The organism is Shewanella sp. Arc9-LZ, from assembly GCF_010092445.1.
GTDB lineage: Bacteria > Pseudomonadota > Gammaproteobacteria > Enterobacterales > Shewanellaceae > Shewanella.
Genome location: NZ_CP048031.1, coordinates 2,160,889 through 2,178,539 on the forward strand (window position 1 = coordinate 2,160,889; position 17,651 = coordinate 2,178,539).

Below are 17,651 nucleotides of genomic sequence, written 5' to 3' on the forward strand. Positions count from 1 at the left end.
TTGATGGCTAATTTAGGTTTTGATTTTGCACCAGATTTTCGCCCCTTGGCCGCTCGTATGCGCCCAAGGGAGATTAGTGAATACATAGGTCAGGCACACTTATTAGGTGAAGGTAAACCTCTGCGTAAGGCGCTAGAGGCAAACCGAGCACACTCGATGTTACTTTGGGGCCCGCCTGGTACGGGGAAAACCACCTTAGCTGAGTTAATTGCCCATTATGCCAATGCCCATGTTGAACGTATTTCTGCGGTAACGTCAGGCGTAAAAGACATTCGCGCCGCAATAGAACAAGCTAAAGCCATTGCCCAAAGTCGTGGTCAACGAACCTTATTATTTGTCGACGAAGTTCATCGGTTTAATAAAAGTCAGCAAGATGCATTTTTACCTTTTATTGAAGACGGCACGGTTATTTTCATCGGTGCCACCACCGAAAATCCCTCATTTGAAATCAATAACGCTTTATTGTCGCGTGCGCGTGTTTACCTTATAAATCGACTAAGCTCTGACGAAATAAACTTAATTGTTACTCAAGCATTAGCTGATGTTGAACGTGGTTTGGGCAAACGCCAATTAACATTACCTGCAGATGTAGCCAAGCAATTGGCCGACATTAGTGATGGTGACGCACGTAAAGCACTTAACTTGCTTGAGTTAATGAGCGATTTAGTGGCTGATGCTGGCGCGTTTACCACCGAGATGCTGACGCAAGTCGCCGGACACCAAGCTGCGGGTTACGATAAAAATGGCGATCAATTTTACGATTTAATTTCTGCTGTACATAAGTCTGTGCGGGGCTCTGCGCCGGATGCCGCTTTGTATTGGTATTGCCGTATTTTAGAAGGTGGCGGTGATGCTTTGTATGTTGCCCGCCGCTTATTAGCGATTGCCTCAGAAGACATTGGTAATGCCGACCCAGTAGCCATGACCGTTGCACTTAATGCCTGGGATTGTTATCACCGCATTGGCCCTGCAGAAGGTGAACGAGCGATAGCGCAAGCAGTATTATATTTAGCCAGTGCTCCTAAAAGTAATGCCGTTTATAGTGCATTTGGTGCTGCTCGCGAGTTAGCCAAACAAACCGGACACGAACCTGTGCCCAACCATTTACGTAATGCGCCAACCAAACTGATGAAAGACATCGGCTTTGGTAAGGAGTATCGTTATGCACATAATGAACCTGGTGCTTATGCTGCTGGCGAAAATTACTTTCCAGAATCACTGCAACACAGTCAATTTTATCAACCCACTAACAGAGGTTTTGAAAAGCGCATTCAAGATAAATTGGCCCAATTAAACCAACTTGATCAACAAAGCGAGGACAAACGCTATGACTAATGTGTTCTTGGTGGCATTAGGTGGGTCGATTGGTGCAGTTTTACGCTATCTTCTGTCAATTTTTATGATCCAGGTATTTGGAAGCAGTTTTCCTTTTGGTACACTGTTAGTCAATCTATTGGGATCGTTTTTAATGGGCGTAGTTTATGCGCTAGGGCAATTGAGTCATATTAGCCCTGAAATTAAAGCGCTTATTGGCATTGGTCTATTAGGTGCATTAACGACGTTTTCGACTTTTTCGAATGAAACCTTACTGCTATTGCAAGAAGGCTTATGGCAGAAAGCTATTTTAAATGTGTTGTTGAATGTCACCTTATGCCTCTTTATGGTGTATTTAGGTCAACAGCTTATATTTTCACGTGTTTAACTAAAAAGAACTCACAACATGCTAGATCCAAAATTTTTGCGTAATGAACTGGAAATCACTGCCGAGCGTTTAGCCACTCGTGGCTTTATTCTTGATGTCGATAATTTGACCAAACTTGAAGAAAAGCGTAAATCGCTACAAGTTGCTACAGAAGACTTGCAAGCATCGCGTAACGCGATCTCTAAGTCGATTGGTCAAGCTAAAGCGCGCGGTGAAGATACCAGTTCCATTATGGCGCAAGTGGGTGATTTAGGTGCGCAGCTAGATGCAAAGAAAGCTGAGCTTGCTGAGTTGTTGCAACAAATCAATAGCATTGCCATGAGCATGCCAAATTTGCCAGACGAATCGGCTCCGGTAGGCGCTGATGAAAACGACAATGTTGAAGTGCGTCGTTGGGGCACCCCAAAGGTATTCGACTTTGAAGTGAAAGATCACTTAGATTTAGGCGAAGCACTAGGCGGTTTAGACTTTAAAAGCGCGGTTAAAATTACCGGTTCACGTTTTATTATCATGCGTGGTCAAATTGCCCGTTTAAATCGTGCCTTAGGTCAGTTTATGTTAGACCTACACACCACTGAACATGGCTATACAGAAACATACGTACCGTTATTGGTTAACGAAGACAGCTTATTAGGCACAGGTCAATTACCTAAGTTTGGTGAAGACTTATTCCACACTAAACCGGCCACAGAAGAAGGCCAAGGTTTATCACTTATCCCAACTGCTGAAGTGCCATTAACTAACTATGTGCGCGATATGATAGTGGACGAAAGTGAACTGCCAATGAAAATGACGGCGTTAACGTCATGTTTCCGCAGTGAAGCGGGCTCTTATGGTCGTGATACTCGTGGTTTGATCCGTCAACATCAATTTGACAAAGTTGAGTTAGTGCAAATTGCTCACCCAGATAATTCAATGCAAGCACTAGAAGAAATTACTGCCAATGCTGAAAAAGTATTACAGTTATTAAACTTACCGTACCGCACTATGGTGTTATGTACTGGTGATATGGGCTTTGGATCAAGTAAAACTTTTGATATCGAAGTGTGGTTACCAGCGCAAAATACTTACCGAGAAATTTCATCTTGTTCAAACATGAAAGATTTCCAAGCGCGAAGAATGCAAGCTAGATACCGTAGCAAAGTCGACAACAAACCTGCTTTATTGCACACCTTAAATGGTTCAGGTTTAGCGGTTGGCCGTACGTTAGTAGCAGTACTTGAGAACTATCAAAATCAAGATGGCACCATTACAGTACCTGAAGTATTACGTCCATACATGGGCGGTTTAAGTCTGATTGGTTAATGTTAAGCGCTAATTATAGTTGGCTAATTATAGTTAGCTAATATGATTGGCCAATTGATATAGTCCTAGCCGCAGTCCATTTTAGTGTGGCTAGGGTGTTAATTGTCAGTCTTGTACAAGATAGAGCTTTAGGCATTCGTGGCCTTAAAAGACCTGTATGTTGTAGCGCGTTGAGTAACCCCGTAATCCGTAAATCGTGTTAATGGCGTTACCGTGTCGCAGCACATATTTTATTTTTACGTTGTATTGGAAATTGTGTCACTCAGTTTGAGTTGGTCACATATTTATAAGGGTTGGTACAACCAGTAATGGGTTCAAGTCGGCGTGATAATCGTAGGCTTATCTATTTATCAGTTATCTTCTTTTTTATGTTGTTGGTAATTGTTCAACTAGCTCAAGCAGCATTTATAGTGATAGAAAATATATTTCCAAAATAACCTCAGTTAAGGTTAGCCATTTAAAAAGCCCGCTTAAGTTATCTTGAGCGGGCTTTTTTGTAAGCATGAATCAGCTATAAACATTTTGCTGGTTTGGGTAAGCCTGCAATTTTTGTTGCTTGTTTTGCTGGGCCAATCGGAAACAAGGTATATAAATATTTAGAATTACCTTTATCCGCACCTAAACGTTGACCGATAGCTTTGACCAGCACACGAATAGCTGGGCTGGTTTTGTACTCTAGATAAAAATCCCGCACAAACCGGATAACTTCCCAGTGTTGCTCGGTTAACTCAATGTTCTCTGTAGCGGCAATCGCAATTGCCATAGGTTCTTGCCAATCATTAACATTTTTTAAATAGCCTTGATGATCGGTTTCAATTTGTTGGCCATTAAATTCAAAAAAGTTTACCAAGTTATCACCTTATCGTGTAACAAAGATTGTTCAACAAATTGTGAATAATCAATAATATCAAAAGAGCCCGCAGCTTTATTGGCTAATATAATCATTAAGCGATCCGATAAGCCCCTGGCGACAACATCATCTTGTAGCACAAACAGAGCAATGTTTGCTAAACGCTGTTGCCACTGGGTTTGTAATAAACAATTCACTGCATCGCTAGACAATAAAATACTGTCTGTAGGGTGAATATAGCGTAAGCATGTACTTAAGGCGTCGTCAGTCATTACTGATGTTTGGATATGATGCAATATCAAAATACTAACACCTCATCAGCAGCTTGCAGGGTTTGACTAATCACCTCTGGAGTCGCCATCGTCGCGGCAATACTAAGGTCATTAGGCTGTAATCCTAATGTGAGCATTGATTCTGCACACACCAATACGGTATCAATATCGTAAAGAGAAAGCGCTTTAAATGCCGACACATAATCTTTAGATCCTGCTTGCTCAGGTGTTTGGCCTGCCAGCAAATGTAATACCGCTTCATTGGTAAATATAATACTCACTTGTTGTTCAAAGCTGGCACTGAGCATGGCAAAATCCAGCCCTTCACGGGTACTTGTGGTACCCAATGGTGCATGCCTAAACATAATTGCCAGTGATTTCATTGTCTATTCCACTCATACGTTAAAAGCTAATCAACCTGTCAGCTTGTTCAATACCGACCACTAATTCACCTAAACCGCCCATGGTAAAGGCGTCACTGCTATTCCATTGTGGTTTGCCGTTTTCAGTTGCATCTTGTGGAGATAACACACCACGACGCAGCGCTGCAGACACACAATTGGTTAGCGGTATTGAATGTTGTGATGACAATGATTGCCAATTGGAATGCATATCAATTTCGTCAGATGCAGGACAGGTGAGGGCATTACTGTTGGTTACGCCATCTTGATAGAAAAAGACGTTGATAATTTGATGGCCATTAGCTAATGCGCTTTGGCAAAATGATAACGCGCGAAAACTGGCTGTAGAGCCATAAACGCTGCCGTTTACTTGAATGATGAATTTGCTCATGATAAAAAAAATGACCCTAATGTAGGGTCATTTTAACGTAATTTGTCAATGAACTCTATCGACGATTAATCGTCGTTGCCAATACCCATTAAATGTAACAGGCTTATGAATAAGTTCAAAAAGTCTAAGTACAATGAGATAGTCGCACGAACGTAGTTTGTTTCGCCGCCATTCACGATACGACTAGTGTCATATAGAATGAAACCTGTCATTAGCAACGCAATACCTGCATTCATTGCCATAAATAATATTGAGCTACCGACGAATATATTAATGACCATCGCACCAATCATCACTAATAAACCCGCAAATAAGAAGCCGCGCATAAATGAGAAGTCTTTCTTAGTGGTTAACGCATACGCTGAAAGCGACACGAAAATGATAGAGGTTAACCCTAAGGCCTGCATAATTAAGCCAGGGCCATTTGCCATACCAGCATAATGGTTAAGAATGTAACCGAGCGACGCACCTTGCATACCGGTAAAGGCAAACACCCAAAATATAGCGGCTGCACTGTCTGCTTTTTTAAGGGTCACAAATAATAACACTAAGCTACCAAGCGATAAGCCTATTGACATCATTGGACCAATGTTGATTGCCATGGCTAAACCTGCAGTAACAGCAGAGAATGCCAATGTCATTGCAAGCAGCATATAAGTGTTTTTTAGCATTTTGTTGACATCAGTAGTCGATAGACTAGGTGATATAACTGATTGTTGATTCATTATCGTCTCCAGGTGTTAACTCAATGATTTGCTCAACGAGAAAAATATCTTTCACAAAAATATATTTCACTCTGAAGCTAAATCCTTTTGTATAGCGTAAGCAATGTACATTAAACAAAAATTAATTCATAACAAACATCATCTTAATAGTCGCTAATTTAACATAAACGTTTGTATAAGTAATGTTATTAACAAAAACTTATTTTGCAAAAGTGGTTTAACTAAGCCACTCTTTTTTTAATTTTTCGGTATCGCCGAGATGATCTAATACCCACTGCATAGCAGGCGTCATATTGGCATTATTCCAAGCTAAACAGCAGGCTGTGTCTTGCTTTGGGGTGGCAAGTTGTTTTTCTATTAGCGCGCCGGCTTTAATAAAAATATCGGCCAAATGATATGGCATGTAACCCACGCCTAAGCCTTCTCTAAAACAATTTATTGCTCTGATCCAATCAGGTACCACAATTCTGCGCTGGTTATTTAACAACCAATTTGGCCTATGGGCAATATTATGAGCCGTGTCTTGCAGGCAAATTGACGGATATTGTAATAATTCATCATCGGTTAACGCATGCTCTGCTTTGGCTAACGGGTGATTTTTACCGACTAAAAAAGACCACTGAATCATTCCCATATCGCGCGACTTGAAAGTACCACCAACAGGAATACTTGAGGTTGCTCCTATGGCGATATCGCTTTTGCCCGTCGACAATGCTTCCCACACACCATTGTAAACTTCTAAGCGAATAATCAATTCAATGTCGGTAAAATGGCGATAAAAATCAGCAATCAAGCCACTGATTTTGTCTGCGCGAACCATATTGTCAATCGCAATAGATAAAGAAGGGCGCCAGCCATTAGCCACTTTCTGGGTATCACGTTTAATGTTGTTCAATTTAGTCATTATCTCGCGCGACTGCGCCACAAAATGCTCACCCGCGGGCGTCAAACTGACACTGCGATGGTGACGCTCAAACAATATTACCCCTAAGTCATCTTCAATCTGTTTAATGGCGTAACTCACTGCAGACGGTACTTTATTCAATTTATTGGCTGCGGCGGTAAAACTGCCCACACGGGCAACAATATCTATCATCTCGAATGCTTGTTCTGAAAGCATCTCGCTATCCTTGGCATTGGCAAAATTACTTGCAGTAAAGGTAAACATTAAGCCTAATCAAATCAAGCAAAGTCGCCGCTATCAGCTGTTTAATCACATTTTAAATGACAAAAATGGTCAGCTTAAGTTGATTAGCACAATTCAACTGCCGTTGAGCTCGTTTAAGAACACTTCAAACCACATATTGTGTTCATCCTCAGTATAGAGGCTTAGCTGTTAGCGAATAATCCATATCGATACACCAATTACAGTTAACTTGAGTGTTTAATCACCACTTAACAAATTATTTGCAATTTACCCTTTACACAAAACAGTCATTGTCATATTATTCGCCCGCTCGGAGGGATGGCAGAGTGGTCGAATGCACCGGTCTTGAAAACCGGCAACGGTTTATCCCGTTCTAGGGTTCAAATCCCTATCCCTCCGCCACATTAAATAAAAAGGCCTTATCGAAAGATAAGGCCTTTTTATTTGGGCGAAAGATAGGACTTTGAACCCACGGGTTCCTCTTTATTACAAGCAAGCTATCCCTCCGCAAGATTTAAGGCAAAGACGAAAAAGTATCATCATGAATTACAGATTAACTGCAGGTGTCACGATTAATTTTATTAGCTAAAACCCAAAGTCTATGTGTCAATGCGCATGCTATCTATTTGAAAATAAATATTGTTATTACTGTTTATCATCTTTAGGATGACATCCAATTGGTTGTATTGAATATTATGGATGATATTAATGTTACGTTGCTTATTAACCCTCTGCTTAATTGTTTTTTCTTGTCACTCTTTATCTTCTGAGAAAACGCCCTTTGTAAAAGTAACCTCAGCTTGGAATAAGCCGAGTTTAATCACAGTTAATGATCCTGCATGTCAATCCTTGTTGGAAGATGCACAATCAAAATTCTACTCAGATATCGATTGGGGCGCAGCTTATGGCGTTAGAGGGCATGGCTATGTAAATACGGGAGAAATACTAGATTGGACAATATTAGGAGGAGACTCTTTAACAAGCCTGTATGCTTACGGTAAAGAATTCTATCTCTATAATTATTTGCATAGTGGCTGCAGTGGAGCGTGTGAGAGGCAGCAATCGCTAGTGTCTACTTCATCATTCATTGAGTTAACCGCCAAGCAAATTGCAGCACTAGCCAAAAACGCACCACCCGCAATGAGCTATGGTTATACATACGCACAGTCGGGCACAAATATCCTGTATATGTTTGTTTTAGGACATTATGGCGCTGATATAGGCCAGTTATTTGTTTATCGTCTTAGCCCAAACGCAACATGGGCACCAGCTTGCGAAATAAACTTAACAGCAACAGTAGTGCCATTCAACAAAGAGCATAGTTATTTCAGCGCGATGAAAAGTTTTGATGATTTGTATCAATCGACTCTGGCTTTAAGTCAAGGTAGTGGCTCTTCATGTGGGCGAATGAATACTCGTTGGCGTTGGGGAAATGCCATTAAGCATAAACTGAGTTTGACATTAACTCGCCCCTGGGCAATGAGGGGCGAAAGTAGAGAAAGTAAAAATAGTCACGGTAATTATTCTAAAATGATAACCGATTTAGAAAGGTGGTCATTAACCGGTGTCGCTGAGCAAAAAGCATTTAATGGCTATAAACATCAGTTAGCTATCTCGATAAAATCGCTTTCGCAATTTTATCAACAGGCGAATCATTGGTATAAACAACAATCCGATGAAATAGCTGAGCTTGCATTAACATCAGCAATTAGTGCAGGTTTTGGGTTCTATATGTATAACCCTGAATTTTCCGCAGGTGAGTTCAATCTAAGAAATGCAATTATTACCAAACAATCGTTAGATACCATAAAAACAATTGAATTTAGTGCTATTGATATCGATAGCATCGCAAAAACTTACTATTCGCAAGAAGCACAAGAAAGTATTTTAAACCTAGCGATAAACCAACCTGAAGTATTAGAATATCTATTGCAACAGGGCATAAGTCCCAATCACAGTAATGCATTTGGTAAAACACCTTTGATGTACGCGGCTCAATATAACTTATTAGAGTCCGCCAAGTTGCTTATTCAACACGGGGCTAATACCGTCGCCAATACCACAATACCTGATGATACTTGTTATTACGCGTTAAGCACCTTCAAAATGACGGCTCTTCATTATGCGGTAAGGTATGCTTCTCCTGATTTTATTAAGTTATTAATAGACAATGGTGCTGCAACTTATATGAAAGCTGAGAACCATCATAATTACCCAATGACAGAAGAAACACCGTTGGATTGGTTCTATCGATATACCGATACAGCATCAGCTGAGATAAATAGTCATATTCCCCAAGAAAGTAAGTTAACTGTACAAAAGTGGCTTACGCCTCCAAGTTCACAACAATTAAATAAAGTAGAAAAAAATCAAATAAAATCGGCTATAGCGGCTTATCCACAGGGCAAAGTACAAGATGCTTATGAGTATTTAATCAAGGCATTGAGCATTAATCCTAAAAATGAGAAAGTACTCAGTGATATGTCATTAATCGCGTTAAAAAATAACCAATTTGGTCATTCATTATCAGTCAGTAACTGGTTAATTAAACATAGTGAAAATAGTAAAACTGTGGCTAATGCATGGTTTAATCAAGGACTAGCCTGTGAACAGCATCAAGTAAAAATGCTTAATACTGATATCGGCTATACCATTACGTATGACGGTCAATATTATTGCGCTGAACCAGCTATTTACTCATATATCAATGCTTGGATGTTGGCCAAAAGTACCGCTAGAAAAAATAAGATTATAAGCCAATTCGATGATGGATTAATACAGACTTGTAGTGCTGTTCTGGCGGGTAACAACCAATTAAGATTTTTCTTCCAAAATAGAAAAATATTGATACTGCGAACTAAAAGTGATCATACATCTCTAGACGAATTATTCCAAAATATAACTTTCAATTACAATAGAATAGACAATAAGTCATTGGATAAGAATACTTCGATAGAGACGATTAATACATACGACTTAGATGATTATGTTATTGAAGAAGTTAACTCACCATTTGGTTTTTTTAATGCTAAATACAATGGTCAATTGCAGTGTCAGACTATAAATGCAGTTTGATTGAGGTTTGATATTGTTTAGGGGTTAGGTTGAAGTCATTCCACAGTATCGTTGCGGTTGTAGAATTACTATTTTTTAAGAACGGAGCCTATTTTATGGGTTCCGCATTATAAAAATGGGTGGCATCCTTGTTGACATGGCCACCCATTCCAACTGCAGATAATTGGCTTAAAATCACCACAGAATTTGGTGCATTATTTAAAGGCGCTGTCGGAGTATTACCTGCCTTAACCGAATACTGCGAGCATTTAGACCGAAAACGACGACAAGGCGCTGTAAAATTGCCAGCGCGGGTTGTGTGCGTAAACAATCACTTCTGAATCCCACAAACTATTTTCTACTTGATTGATATCAAGCTTTTCTGTTGCCTTGGTTTTAACTAATGAGTCATTTTGTGGCTATTGAGTAAACATTTTTCAAATCACTCGGTTGAATCTGTACGTTAAGAAAATCATAGCAGGTGTTGGCAACTCAAAAACGAAAGGCGTTATGTGTTACCTTAAAAATGGGTGGCATATTTTAATTTGAATATTTTGATGGAGATAGTGATCTTAAGCTCTTGGTTAAGAACATACCATGAACTCTGTTCATCCTGACTGAGTAAACTAGGCCATTTATGGCTTGATTATTGTTATTATTGTGCCATGAAATAAATGGCAACATAGGCTGAGAATTGCGCATTAATGCCAGTAGAAGCAATCATATTCTGCACGTCCCATCATATCCTGCACATCTAGACAAGAATTAACCTAAGGGGTCTTTTAGCATGAATAAAGAAAAGAATAGTGGCAGCCTTGATTTGCCAGTTGACACTTTCAGTAGCCACACCCCAACACCAACATCAGTTTCGCACTCCATACCCGCGGGGTTTGTGCGCGTGCGCGGCGCCCGAGAAAATAACCTGCAGAACGTTGACGTGGATCTACCCCGGGACTCGATAGTTGCTTTCACAGGGGTGTCCGGCTCTGGCAAATCCTCGCTCGCTTTTGGCACCATTTTCGCTGAGGCCCAGCGACGTTTCTTCGAATCCGTCGCGCCGTACGCCCGGCGTCTGATCCAGCAAGGCCATACGCCTCAGGTGGACGAAATTACTGGATTGCCGCCAGCCGTCGCTCTCCAGCAGCGCCGAGGTACACCCAACTCACGCTCAAGTGTAGGCACAGTCACCACTCTCTCGAATTCTCTGCGGATGCTTTATTCCCGTACAGGTATTTACCCTGATGGAGCTTTGCGTCTCGAGTCGGACTCCTTTTCACCCAACACCGCCATGGGCGCTTGCCCTAAATGCCAGGGACTCGGAACCGCGCACACAGTCACCGAGGCATCGCTGGTGCTCGACCCTTCACTGAGCATTCGCGAAGGCGCCGTCACGGCTTGGCCTGGGGCGTGGCAGGGTAAGAACTTGCGCGACATCCTCACTGCGCTCGGCCATGATGTGGACATACCTTGGGAACAGCTGTCCCGCGCCGATCGCGATTGGATCTTGTTCACCGAGGAACAACCCGTGGTCGACATCATGCCGGAGCGAGAACGGCCCCGGCCTTACAAGGGGAAGTTCTGGAGCGCGCAGAGTTATGTGATGCACACGCTCGCCGATTCAAAAAGCGCTTCGGTGCGTAACCGTGTACTGAAATATGTTGAATCTGGACCATGCTTAATATGCGCGGGCAGCGGACTGCGCAGCGAAGCACTCGCCGTTACCTTTAACGGCCGCACCATAGCCGAGCTCAACAGCTTGTCGCTCACCGAGCTCCGCCACGTGCTTGACCGTCCGGCGGCCGCCAATACCCCGGGTGCGACTATCACCAAGGATCTCACTCGCCGCCTCGACGTGCTGCTCGATCTCGGCCTCGGATACCTAAGTCTAGGCCGCGCAACACCCACGCTCTCTCCTGGTGAAATGCAGCGGCTGCGCATAGCCACCCAGCTGCGCTCTGGGCTTTTTGGCGTAATCTACGTACTCGACGAGCCTTCCGCTGGTCTGCACCCGGCCGATGCCGAGCCGCTCCTAGCCGTACTCGACGAGCTCAAATCTAGTGGTAACTCCGTTTTTATCGTGGAACACAATATGGACGTGGTACGCCGCGCCGACTGGGTCATCGACGTCGGCCCGCATGCGGGAGAGCAGGGCGGAGTGGTCCTCTACAGTGGACCTACGGCTGGACTCAAAGATGTACCTGCCTCGGTCACGCGAAAATTTCTCTTTGCAAGCGAGCGTCCAGTCCCGGCTGCACGCGAGCTGCGACAACCGCTCGGTTGGCTTGGCCTGACGGGTATCACCCGCCATAACCTACGCGGACTCGACGCTGAGTTTCCGCTCGGCATACTGACCGCGGTCACGGGTGTATCGGGCTCAGGCAAGTCCACTCTAGTGAGCCAGGTGCTTGCCGAGACTGTTGGCCTGCACCTTCATCCTGATCTGGATCCCAGTGACGGGAACGCATCCACAGCCTCGGTGGCCGGGGATAAGGATGAACAACCCGAGCCTAAACCCGTCGACATCACCACGGTTGAAGCGATAAACGGCGCGGATCTGATCGATCGACTGGTGCGCGTTGACCAGAAACCAATCGGTCGCACACCGCGGTCCAACCTCGCCACCTATACAGGCCTGTTCGATGCCGTGCGCACCACATTCGCCGCGACCCCCGAGGCTCGGAGCCGAAAGTTCGGCGCTAGCCGGTTCTCGTTCAACGTGCCGGGTGGCCGCTGCGAGACCTGCCTTGGCGAGGGATTTGTGGCGGTCGGTCTGCTTTTTTTACCTGGCAGTTACTCGCCCTGTCCCGACTGCGGTGGCACGCGGTACAACCCTGAGACCCTCGAGGTGACATACTGTAACAAGAATATAGCCGAGGTGCTTGGGCTTACAGTGGATGCGGCAATGGTGTTTCTCGCCGATGTACCCTCGGCGTTGCGCAGCCTTAAAACCCTTAGTGAGGTGGGGCTCGGCTACCTACGACTCGGCCAACCCGCCACCGAGCTTTCCGGAGGAGAGGCGCAACGCATCAAGCTCGCGACCGAGCTGCAGCGGGCACGCCGCGGCCATACGCTGTACATTCTCGACGAGCCCACAACAGGGCTGCATCCTGCCGATGTGCTATTGCTGCTCGCCCAGCTCAACCGGCTTGTCGATGCCGGCAATACCGTGATCGTGGTCGAACACGACATGGACGTGGTTGCCGCCGCCGACTGGGTTATTGATATCGGCCCTGAAGGCGGTGATAAGGGAGGCGGTATAGTGGTCGCTGGCACGCCCCATGCTGTGGCCGCCCACCCGGCGAGCCGAACGGCGCCCTACTTGGCCCAGTGCATCTCTACCACCTGAGCGACTGCCTGTCGTGGCAAACTAGGGGTCGCGCAATAATAAAGCTGGCAGCTTTCTGAAATAGGCATGAATTTTCACCTGTGTACTCTTGAAAAAAGACTCTTAGCTGATTTGGGGCCAGCCTAATAGTTCCCGTATCATCAAACATGTCAATAAACGTTTTTGAAGCTTTTTTTTGCCGGCCCCAGGCGATCCGTACATAAAAATAGACACCGACTGTAGATCCGCAGGAAACGTGTTTAAATTGGTCTGTTCACGTGCTATTAGAGTGCGATTTGCTTTCGCATAGATGATGTCTTGGTTTCAATTTTAGTTTTTCTCTGTCATAGGTTTTTATGGGTTTACCTAATTAAAACAACAATATACTAGAAATTGCAAGGTGAGTATAAATTTACCATAGCTTGTATGTATCTACATGAACGGTTGGGTGTAATAACATCACGATAACATGGCACAACCTATTAATTATGATTACGGCAGCCTATATCGCTATGAAAACACCAATAAAACGGCGTTTTACCGCTAGGGAAATCGTTAATTTATTAAGCCATTGAATGGCTTTTTTATGCTCTCCGCCCGTTAACTTCGTTGCTCATCGCACTCATCGCACTCATCGCACTCATCGCACTCATCGCACTCATCGAGGGCATTACTCACTTTGTTTGCTGTTTACCACCTCATTGGTTTTACGCCGGTTAAAACTTCGAGTATTGATGCCTGTAAGGACAAACATAGTAGTATTTGTTTGGTTGAACTTGCTAACAAGTTTATCGACAGTCGCGACAAAAACACTCCCTTTTTCAGCACTATGTCATCTATTGAGTATGGCTCAATAGATGACATAGTTGCGCCGTTTATCTACACGCTTGTGTACATACAATGGCGTAGGAATGCCTGTAAATAAGTGTATGTACGCAGTCGCACAGACAGTCAGATTGGCTGATGACATGATTTGAAGTTCTGACGTTATCGTACCGTGCGATTAAAGATCCTCAGATGAAGGAGTGACATGCCAAATGGATAAAACCTTAATCATAGATTATTACACTGACATTCTTTGTGTCTGGGCTTGGATTGCTCAGAAACGTGTTGATGAACTTAATAAAAAATTGGGACATAAAATCGAACTTAAATGTTACTACGTTGACGTTTTTGGTGATGTACCGACAAAAATAAACACTCAATGGCAATCAAAAGGCGGGTTTATTGGCTTTGCTGAGCACATACAACAGTCAGCATCTGACTTTGAATATGCCTATATAAACCCAAAAGTATGGACGCAAGTTAGACCCACTACTTCAGCCAATGCGCATTTGATGCTTAAAGCGGTAGAGATTACTTATGATAAAAAGAAAAGTATCGATATGGCGCTAATATTTCGAACCGCATTTTTTGTTGATGGCTTGGATATTGGCAACCTTGAAGTCCTCTGTGATTTAGTTAACGCCAATGGACTAGACCTAAACACCATCAATACCAGCATTGGTGATGGCTCTGCTATGGCATCTTTAATGGGTGATTATCAAAAATCAAAGAGTCAAGGCATTAACGGTAGTCCTTCATATGTCCTTGATGGTGGGCGTCAAACATTGTATGGCAACATAGGTTTCGGCGTAATTCTTGCTAATATTGAAGAGCTTTTGAAGCATCCAACAGATGAGGCTAGTTGGTGCTAAAACGAAAGTGTACAGAGGTGAAGTTGAGAAGCATGTCTTCGATTGGAACATGAGGTTCTGCAACGCCCCAGCGCTATTTTACGTAATCAGATTAGCGCCTTCGCAGCCGCCACATCTGTTGGATATCGCACAGACGAATACCTATGGTCAAGTCCAGACTGACATACATTGAAAGTATAAGTCGTCTCAGTTTACCCAATCCTTAGCGCCGAAACTGACCAGATTACATCTGTTTGTGACAACCGGCTTATGGTAATCAGATAAACTATAAATGTTTTAATAACAAGGGAATAATTACCATTACTGTCAAAAATGAAACCCTTCTTGAGAAATGTGATATTTAGGAGACAGACCATGATTGAAAAAATAGCAACTATCCAGTGGCAAGGTCAAGGTAAGAAAGGCCAAGGTAAAATAAGTACCGAGACCGGTGCACTGAAGCAATATCCTTACGGCTTCGGTAGTCGCTTCGAGGATGACCGAAGTGGCACTAACCCTGAAGAGATACTAGCCGCAGCCCATGCCGCGTGTTTTACGATGGCGTTTTCATTCGCCTGTGATAAGGCAGGGTTTGCCACCGCCAATATCGACACTAAGGCCAGCGTTCGTCTCGCTAAACAAGGCGAAGGTTTTGTTATAGACCGTATCGCGTTGACGATGAGCGCAGAGGTTGCGGGCATCGACGAGGCGAAATTTCAGGAGATTGCGGCTGCGGCAAAGTGTGACTGCCCGGTATCGAAGGCTCTTGCCGGTGTTGAGGATATTACCCTGCAAGCGACACTGAAGTAGGTCATCTCCTGAGACACGCTGTCAGCCCGCGCCATGCAACTACACAGCAGCAACTACACGGCAGCAACGCCAAAGTCAGACCGAACGCTAAAACGAAGGTTTAATAACTGTATTCATATCCTGTTCCAGCATTTTTCTAACCGTCGGCAAGATCGCCGACGGTTCTTCTACGGTGAATAGCTTTCGGTCTGGTGTCCGTGCGTTAACACATTCATCAATAGTCCTGATTTGGCAACTAACTCGGATACATAGACACAGAGCGGTTCGTCAATCGCATGAAAATGACACCAACGTTTGATAGCGTACAGACAGCGTTGCCGCTTTTACCTTTTAATAGTTCTGTATCGCTCTCATGTTGGTACATTTAACATTCGAAGGAGACGGTGTTTATTTTACGCACCGTTAACAATATAGAGGACTATGTCATCAGTGCTACAGATGGCAACATTGGTCATATCAAAGACGTTTATTTCGATGATGAAACTTGGTGTGTTCGCTTTCTCGTTGTTGAAACAGGCACTTTAGGATAGCAGAATAAAAAGTTGCTTATATAAAAGACAAATCACGGAGGGCGTATGCATGACCATGAAGATAAAAAGTCACATTATCAAAAAGATAGTCTGACATTAGTTGGTGCGGTTGCGCTTGGCACCGGCGTTATGATTGGTGCTGGCATATTTGCTTTGACAGGGCAGATGGCCCAGATGACCGGAAGTCTTTTCCCGCTGGCTTTTCTTTCGGCTGCGGTGGTTGTGTTATTCAGCGCATACTCTTACGTAAAATTGTCCAATGCTTATCCTTCCGCCGGTGGGATTGCCATGTACCTAAAAAAAGCCTATGGCAGCACGGTGACAACCGCCTTTCATTCCCTGTTGATGTATTTTTCTATGGTGATTGCCCAGAGTTTTCTGGCGCGTACCTTTGGGACTTATACATTACAGCTGTTTGGTATCGATGATAGCAGCGTGTTAGTGCCAACACTGGGTGCTGGATTATTGCTGGTGGCGTTTCTGATCAATTTATCCGCCAACAAGATGATCGAAGGTGTCGCGTCGGTGCTCGGCTTTATTAAGATTGGCGGTATCGTTTTGTTCGGTATCGTTGGCGTAATGGTAGCTGGCACGGTTGAAGTCGATTTCTCAACAGTCAGTCCAGACGCCTCAACTTCTGGTGCAACAATAGCTGGTTTTATTGGTGCAACCGCGCTGGGTATTTTGGCCTTTAAGGGTTTTACCACCATTACCAATAGTGGTTCAGAGCTTACTGACCCTCACAGAAATGTGGGCCGAGCTATCATGATCTCCATCGGTCTTTGTGTGGTAATTTATACGCTCGTCGGTTTTGGCGTCGCAAGTAACTTATCACTAGCGCAAATCATCGAAACAAGAAATTACTCGTTGGCTGCAGCCGCAAAGCCTGCACTGGGCGAATACGCGGTCTGGTTTACGGTTGTTTTGGCCATGATAGCAACAGCAGGCGGTGTTATTGCCAGTATATTTGCGGTTTCGCGGATGTTGGCAATGCTGACTGATATGAAACTCGTTCCCCACAGCCATTTTGGCATGCCCGGTAGCATCCAAAAGCACACCCTGGTTTATACCGTCATTTTAGGTTTGCTGTTGACCATATTTTTTGACCTGACGCGGATTGCGGCCATGGGTATCATCTTTTATTTGATTATGGACATGGCGATCCACTGGGGTGTTTTACGTCACCTGCGAGACGAAGTCGGTGCTAAACGCGCATTCCCTATGGTCGCGATTATCCTTGACTTGATCGTTCTAGCCGGTTTTGTCTGGATCAAGATAAACAGCGATCCATTGGTGTTAGGTGTCGCTGGTGTTGTCATGTTGGTTATTCTGCTTGTTGAGATCCTATTTTTACGACATAACCCTATCGAGCCAAAAAACCACAACCACGGATGAAAATAACCCAATACTACCTTCTAGTGCTAACTGCCCGAGACAGCCTGAATGCAGCTGTGTAGGGGCTC

The 17,651-nt window shown here is 44.0% G+C and carries 15 protein-coding genes, 1 tRNA gene and 1 pseudogene; 11 read left to right on the forward strand and 6 right to left on the reverse strand.

What is annotated here, in order from left to right; all coding sequences use genetic code 11:
- The first annotated feature begins 3 nt into the window (after positions 1–3).
- Genes GUY17_RS09345 through serS form a run of 3 tightly spaced genes read left to right on the forward strand, consistent with a single transcriptional unit; the run spans position 4 to position 3,007 of the window.
- A complete protein-coding gene (locus tag GUY17_RS09345; protein WP_162022962.1) occupies positions 4–1,335 on the forward strand; it encodes a replication-associated recombination protein A in 1,332 nt (443 codons plus the stop codon).
- Positions 1,328–1,702: a fluoride efflux transporter CrcB gene (gene crcB, locus GUY17_RS09350; protein ID WP_101087633.1), complete on the forward strand. Its 375-nt coding sequence runs from the start codon at positions 1,328–1,330 to the stop codon at positions 1,700–1,702. The genes GUY17_RS09345 and crcB overlap by 8 nt, the downstream gene beginning before the upstream one ends.
- Positions 1,703–1,720: 18 nt before the next feature.
- Positions 1,721–3,007, forward strand: coding sequence for a serine--tRNA ligase (gene serS / locus GUY17_RS09355; protein ID WP_101087634.1), 1,287 nt, complete (start codon positions 1,721–1,723; stop codon positions 3,005–3,007).
- A gap of 511 nt (positions 3,008–3,518) precedes the next feature.
- On the opposite strand, the gene GUY17_RS09360 is transcribed toward serS, so the two are convergent.
- From GUY17_RS09360 to punR, 6 genes are all read right to left on the reverse strand, one after another.
- Positions 3,519–3,857, reverse strand: coding sequence for a TusE/DsrC/DsvC family sulfur relay protein (locus GUY17_RS09360; protein WP_101087635.1), 339 nt, complete (start codon positions 3,855–3,857; stop codon positions 3,519–3,521).
- Positions 3,851–4,159 carry a sulfurtransferase complex subunit TusB gene (gene tusB, locus GUY17_RS09365; protein ID WP_162022963.1) on the reverse strand — a complete coding sequence of 103 codons (309 nt, stop codon included), beginning with the start codon at positions 4,157–4,159 and terminating at the stop codon, positions 3,851–3,853. The genes GUY17_RS09360 and tusB overlap by 7 nt, the downstream gene beginning before the upstream one ends.
- Positions 4,156–4,512, reverse strand: coding sequence for a sulfurtransferase complex subunit TusC (tusC, locus tag GUY17_RS09370; RefSeq protein ID WP_162022964.1), 357 nt, complete (start codon positions 4,510–4,512; stop codon positions 4,156–4,158). The genes tusB and tusC overlap by 4 nt, the downstream gene beginning before the upstream one ends.
- A gap of 19 nt (positions 4,513–4,531) precedes the next feature.
- A complete protein-coding gene (tusD, locus tag GUY17_RS09375; protein ID WP_162022965.1) occupies positions 4,532–4,921 on the reverse strand; it encodes a sulfurtransferase complex subunit TusD in 390 nt (129 codons plus the stop codon).
- A 65-nt stretch (positions 4,922–4,986) separates the two neighbouring features.
- Positions 4,987–5,646 carry a Bax inhibitor-1/YccA family protein gene (locus GUY17_RS09380; RefSeq protein WP_101087639.1) on the reverse strand — a complete coding sequence of 220 codons (660 nt, stop codon included), beginning with the start codon at positions 5,644–5,646 and terminating at the stop codon, positions 4,987–4,989.
- 217 nt (positions 5,647–5,863) lie between these two features.
- Positions 5,864–6,766, reverse strand: a complete 903-nt coding sequence (punR, locus tag GUY17_RS09385; RefSeq protein ID WP_059746694.1) for a DNA-binding transcriptional activator PunR — start codon at positions 6,764–6,766, stop codon at positions 5,864–5,866.
- Positions 6,767–7,105: 339 nt separating this feature from the next.
- On the opposite strand from punR, the gene GUY17_RS09390 reads away from it, so the two are divergent.
- From GUY17_RS09390 to GUY17_RS09425, 8 genes and pseudogenes are all read left to right on the forward strand, one after another.
- Positions 7,106–7,195, forward strand: a tRNA-Ser gene (locus GUY17_RS09390).
- 306 nt (positions 7,196–7,501) lie between these two features.
- On the forward strand, positions 7,502–9,868 hold the full coding sequence (locus GUY17_RS09395) for an ankyrin repeat domain-containing protein (protein WP_162022966.1): 2,367 nt from the start codon (positions 7,502–7,504) through the stop codon (positions 9,866–9,868).
- A 146-nt stretch (positions 9,869–10,014) separates the two neighbouring features.
- Positions 10,015–10,174: pseudogene (locus GUY17_RS09400) on the forward strand (transposase); the annotation flags it as partial.
- Between the two features lie 460 nt (positions 10,175–10,634).
- Positions 10,635–13,193 (forward strand): excinuclease ABC subunit UvrA, encoded by a 2,559-nt coding sequence (locus GUY17_RS09405; protein WP_162022967.1) that lies wholly within the window; start codon positions 10,635–10,637, stop codon positions 13,191–13,193.
- A 1,016-nt stretch (positions 13,194–14,209) separates the two neighbouring features.
- Positions 14,210–14,869, forward strand: a complete 660-nt coding sequence (locus GUY17_RS09410) for a DsbA family protein (RefSeq protein ID WP_162022968.1) — start codon at positions 14,210–14,212, stop codon at positions 14,867–14,869.
- 354 nt (positions 14,870–15,223) lie between these two features.
- Positions 15,224–15,658 (forward strand): OsmC family peroxiredoxin, encoded by a 435-nt coding sequence (locus GUY17_RS09415; RefSeq protein ID WP_123777477.1) that lies wholly within the window; start codon positions 15,224–15,226, stop codon positions 15,656–15,658.
- A 383-nt stretch (positions 15,659–16,041) separates the two neighbouring features.
- On the forward strand, positions 16,042–16,188 hold the full coding sequence (locus GUY17_RS09420) for a PRC-barrel domain-containing protein (RefSeq protein ID WP_254439893.1): 147 nt from the start codon (positions 16,042–16,044) through the stop codon (positions 16,186–16,188).
- Positions 16,189–16,233: 45 nt separating this feature from the next.
- Positions 16,234–17,583, forward strand: a complete 1,350-nt coding sequence (locus GUY17_RS09425) for an APC family permease (protein ID WP_162022969.1) — start codon at positions 16,234–16,236, stop codon at positions 17,581–17,583.
- The last annotated feature ends 68 nt before the right edge of the window (positions 17,584–17,651 follow it).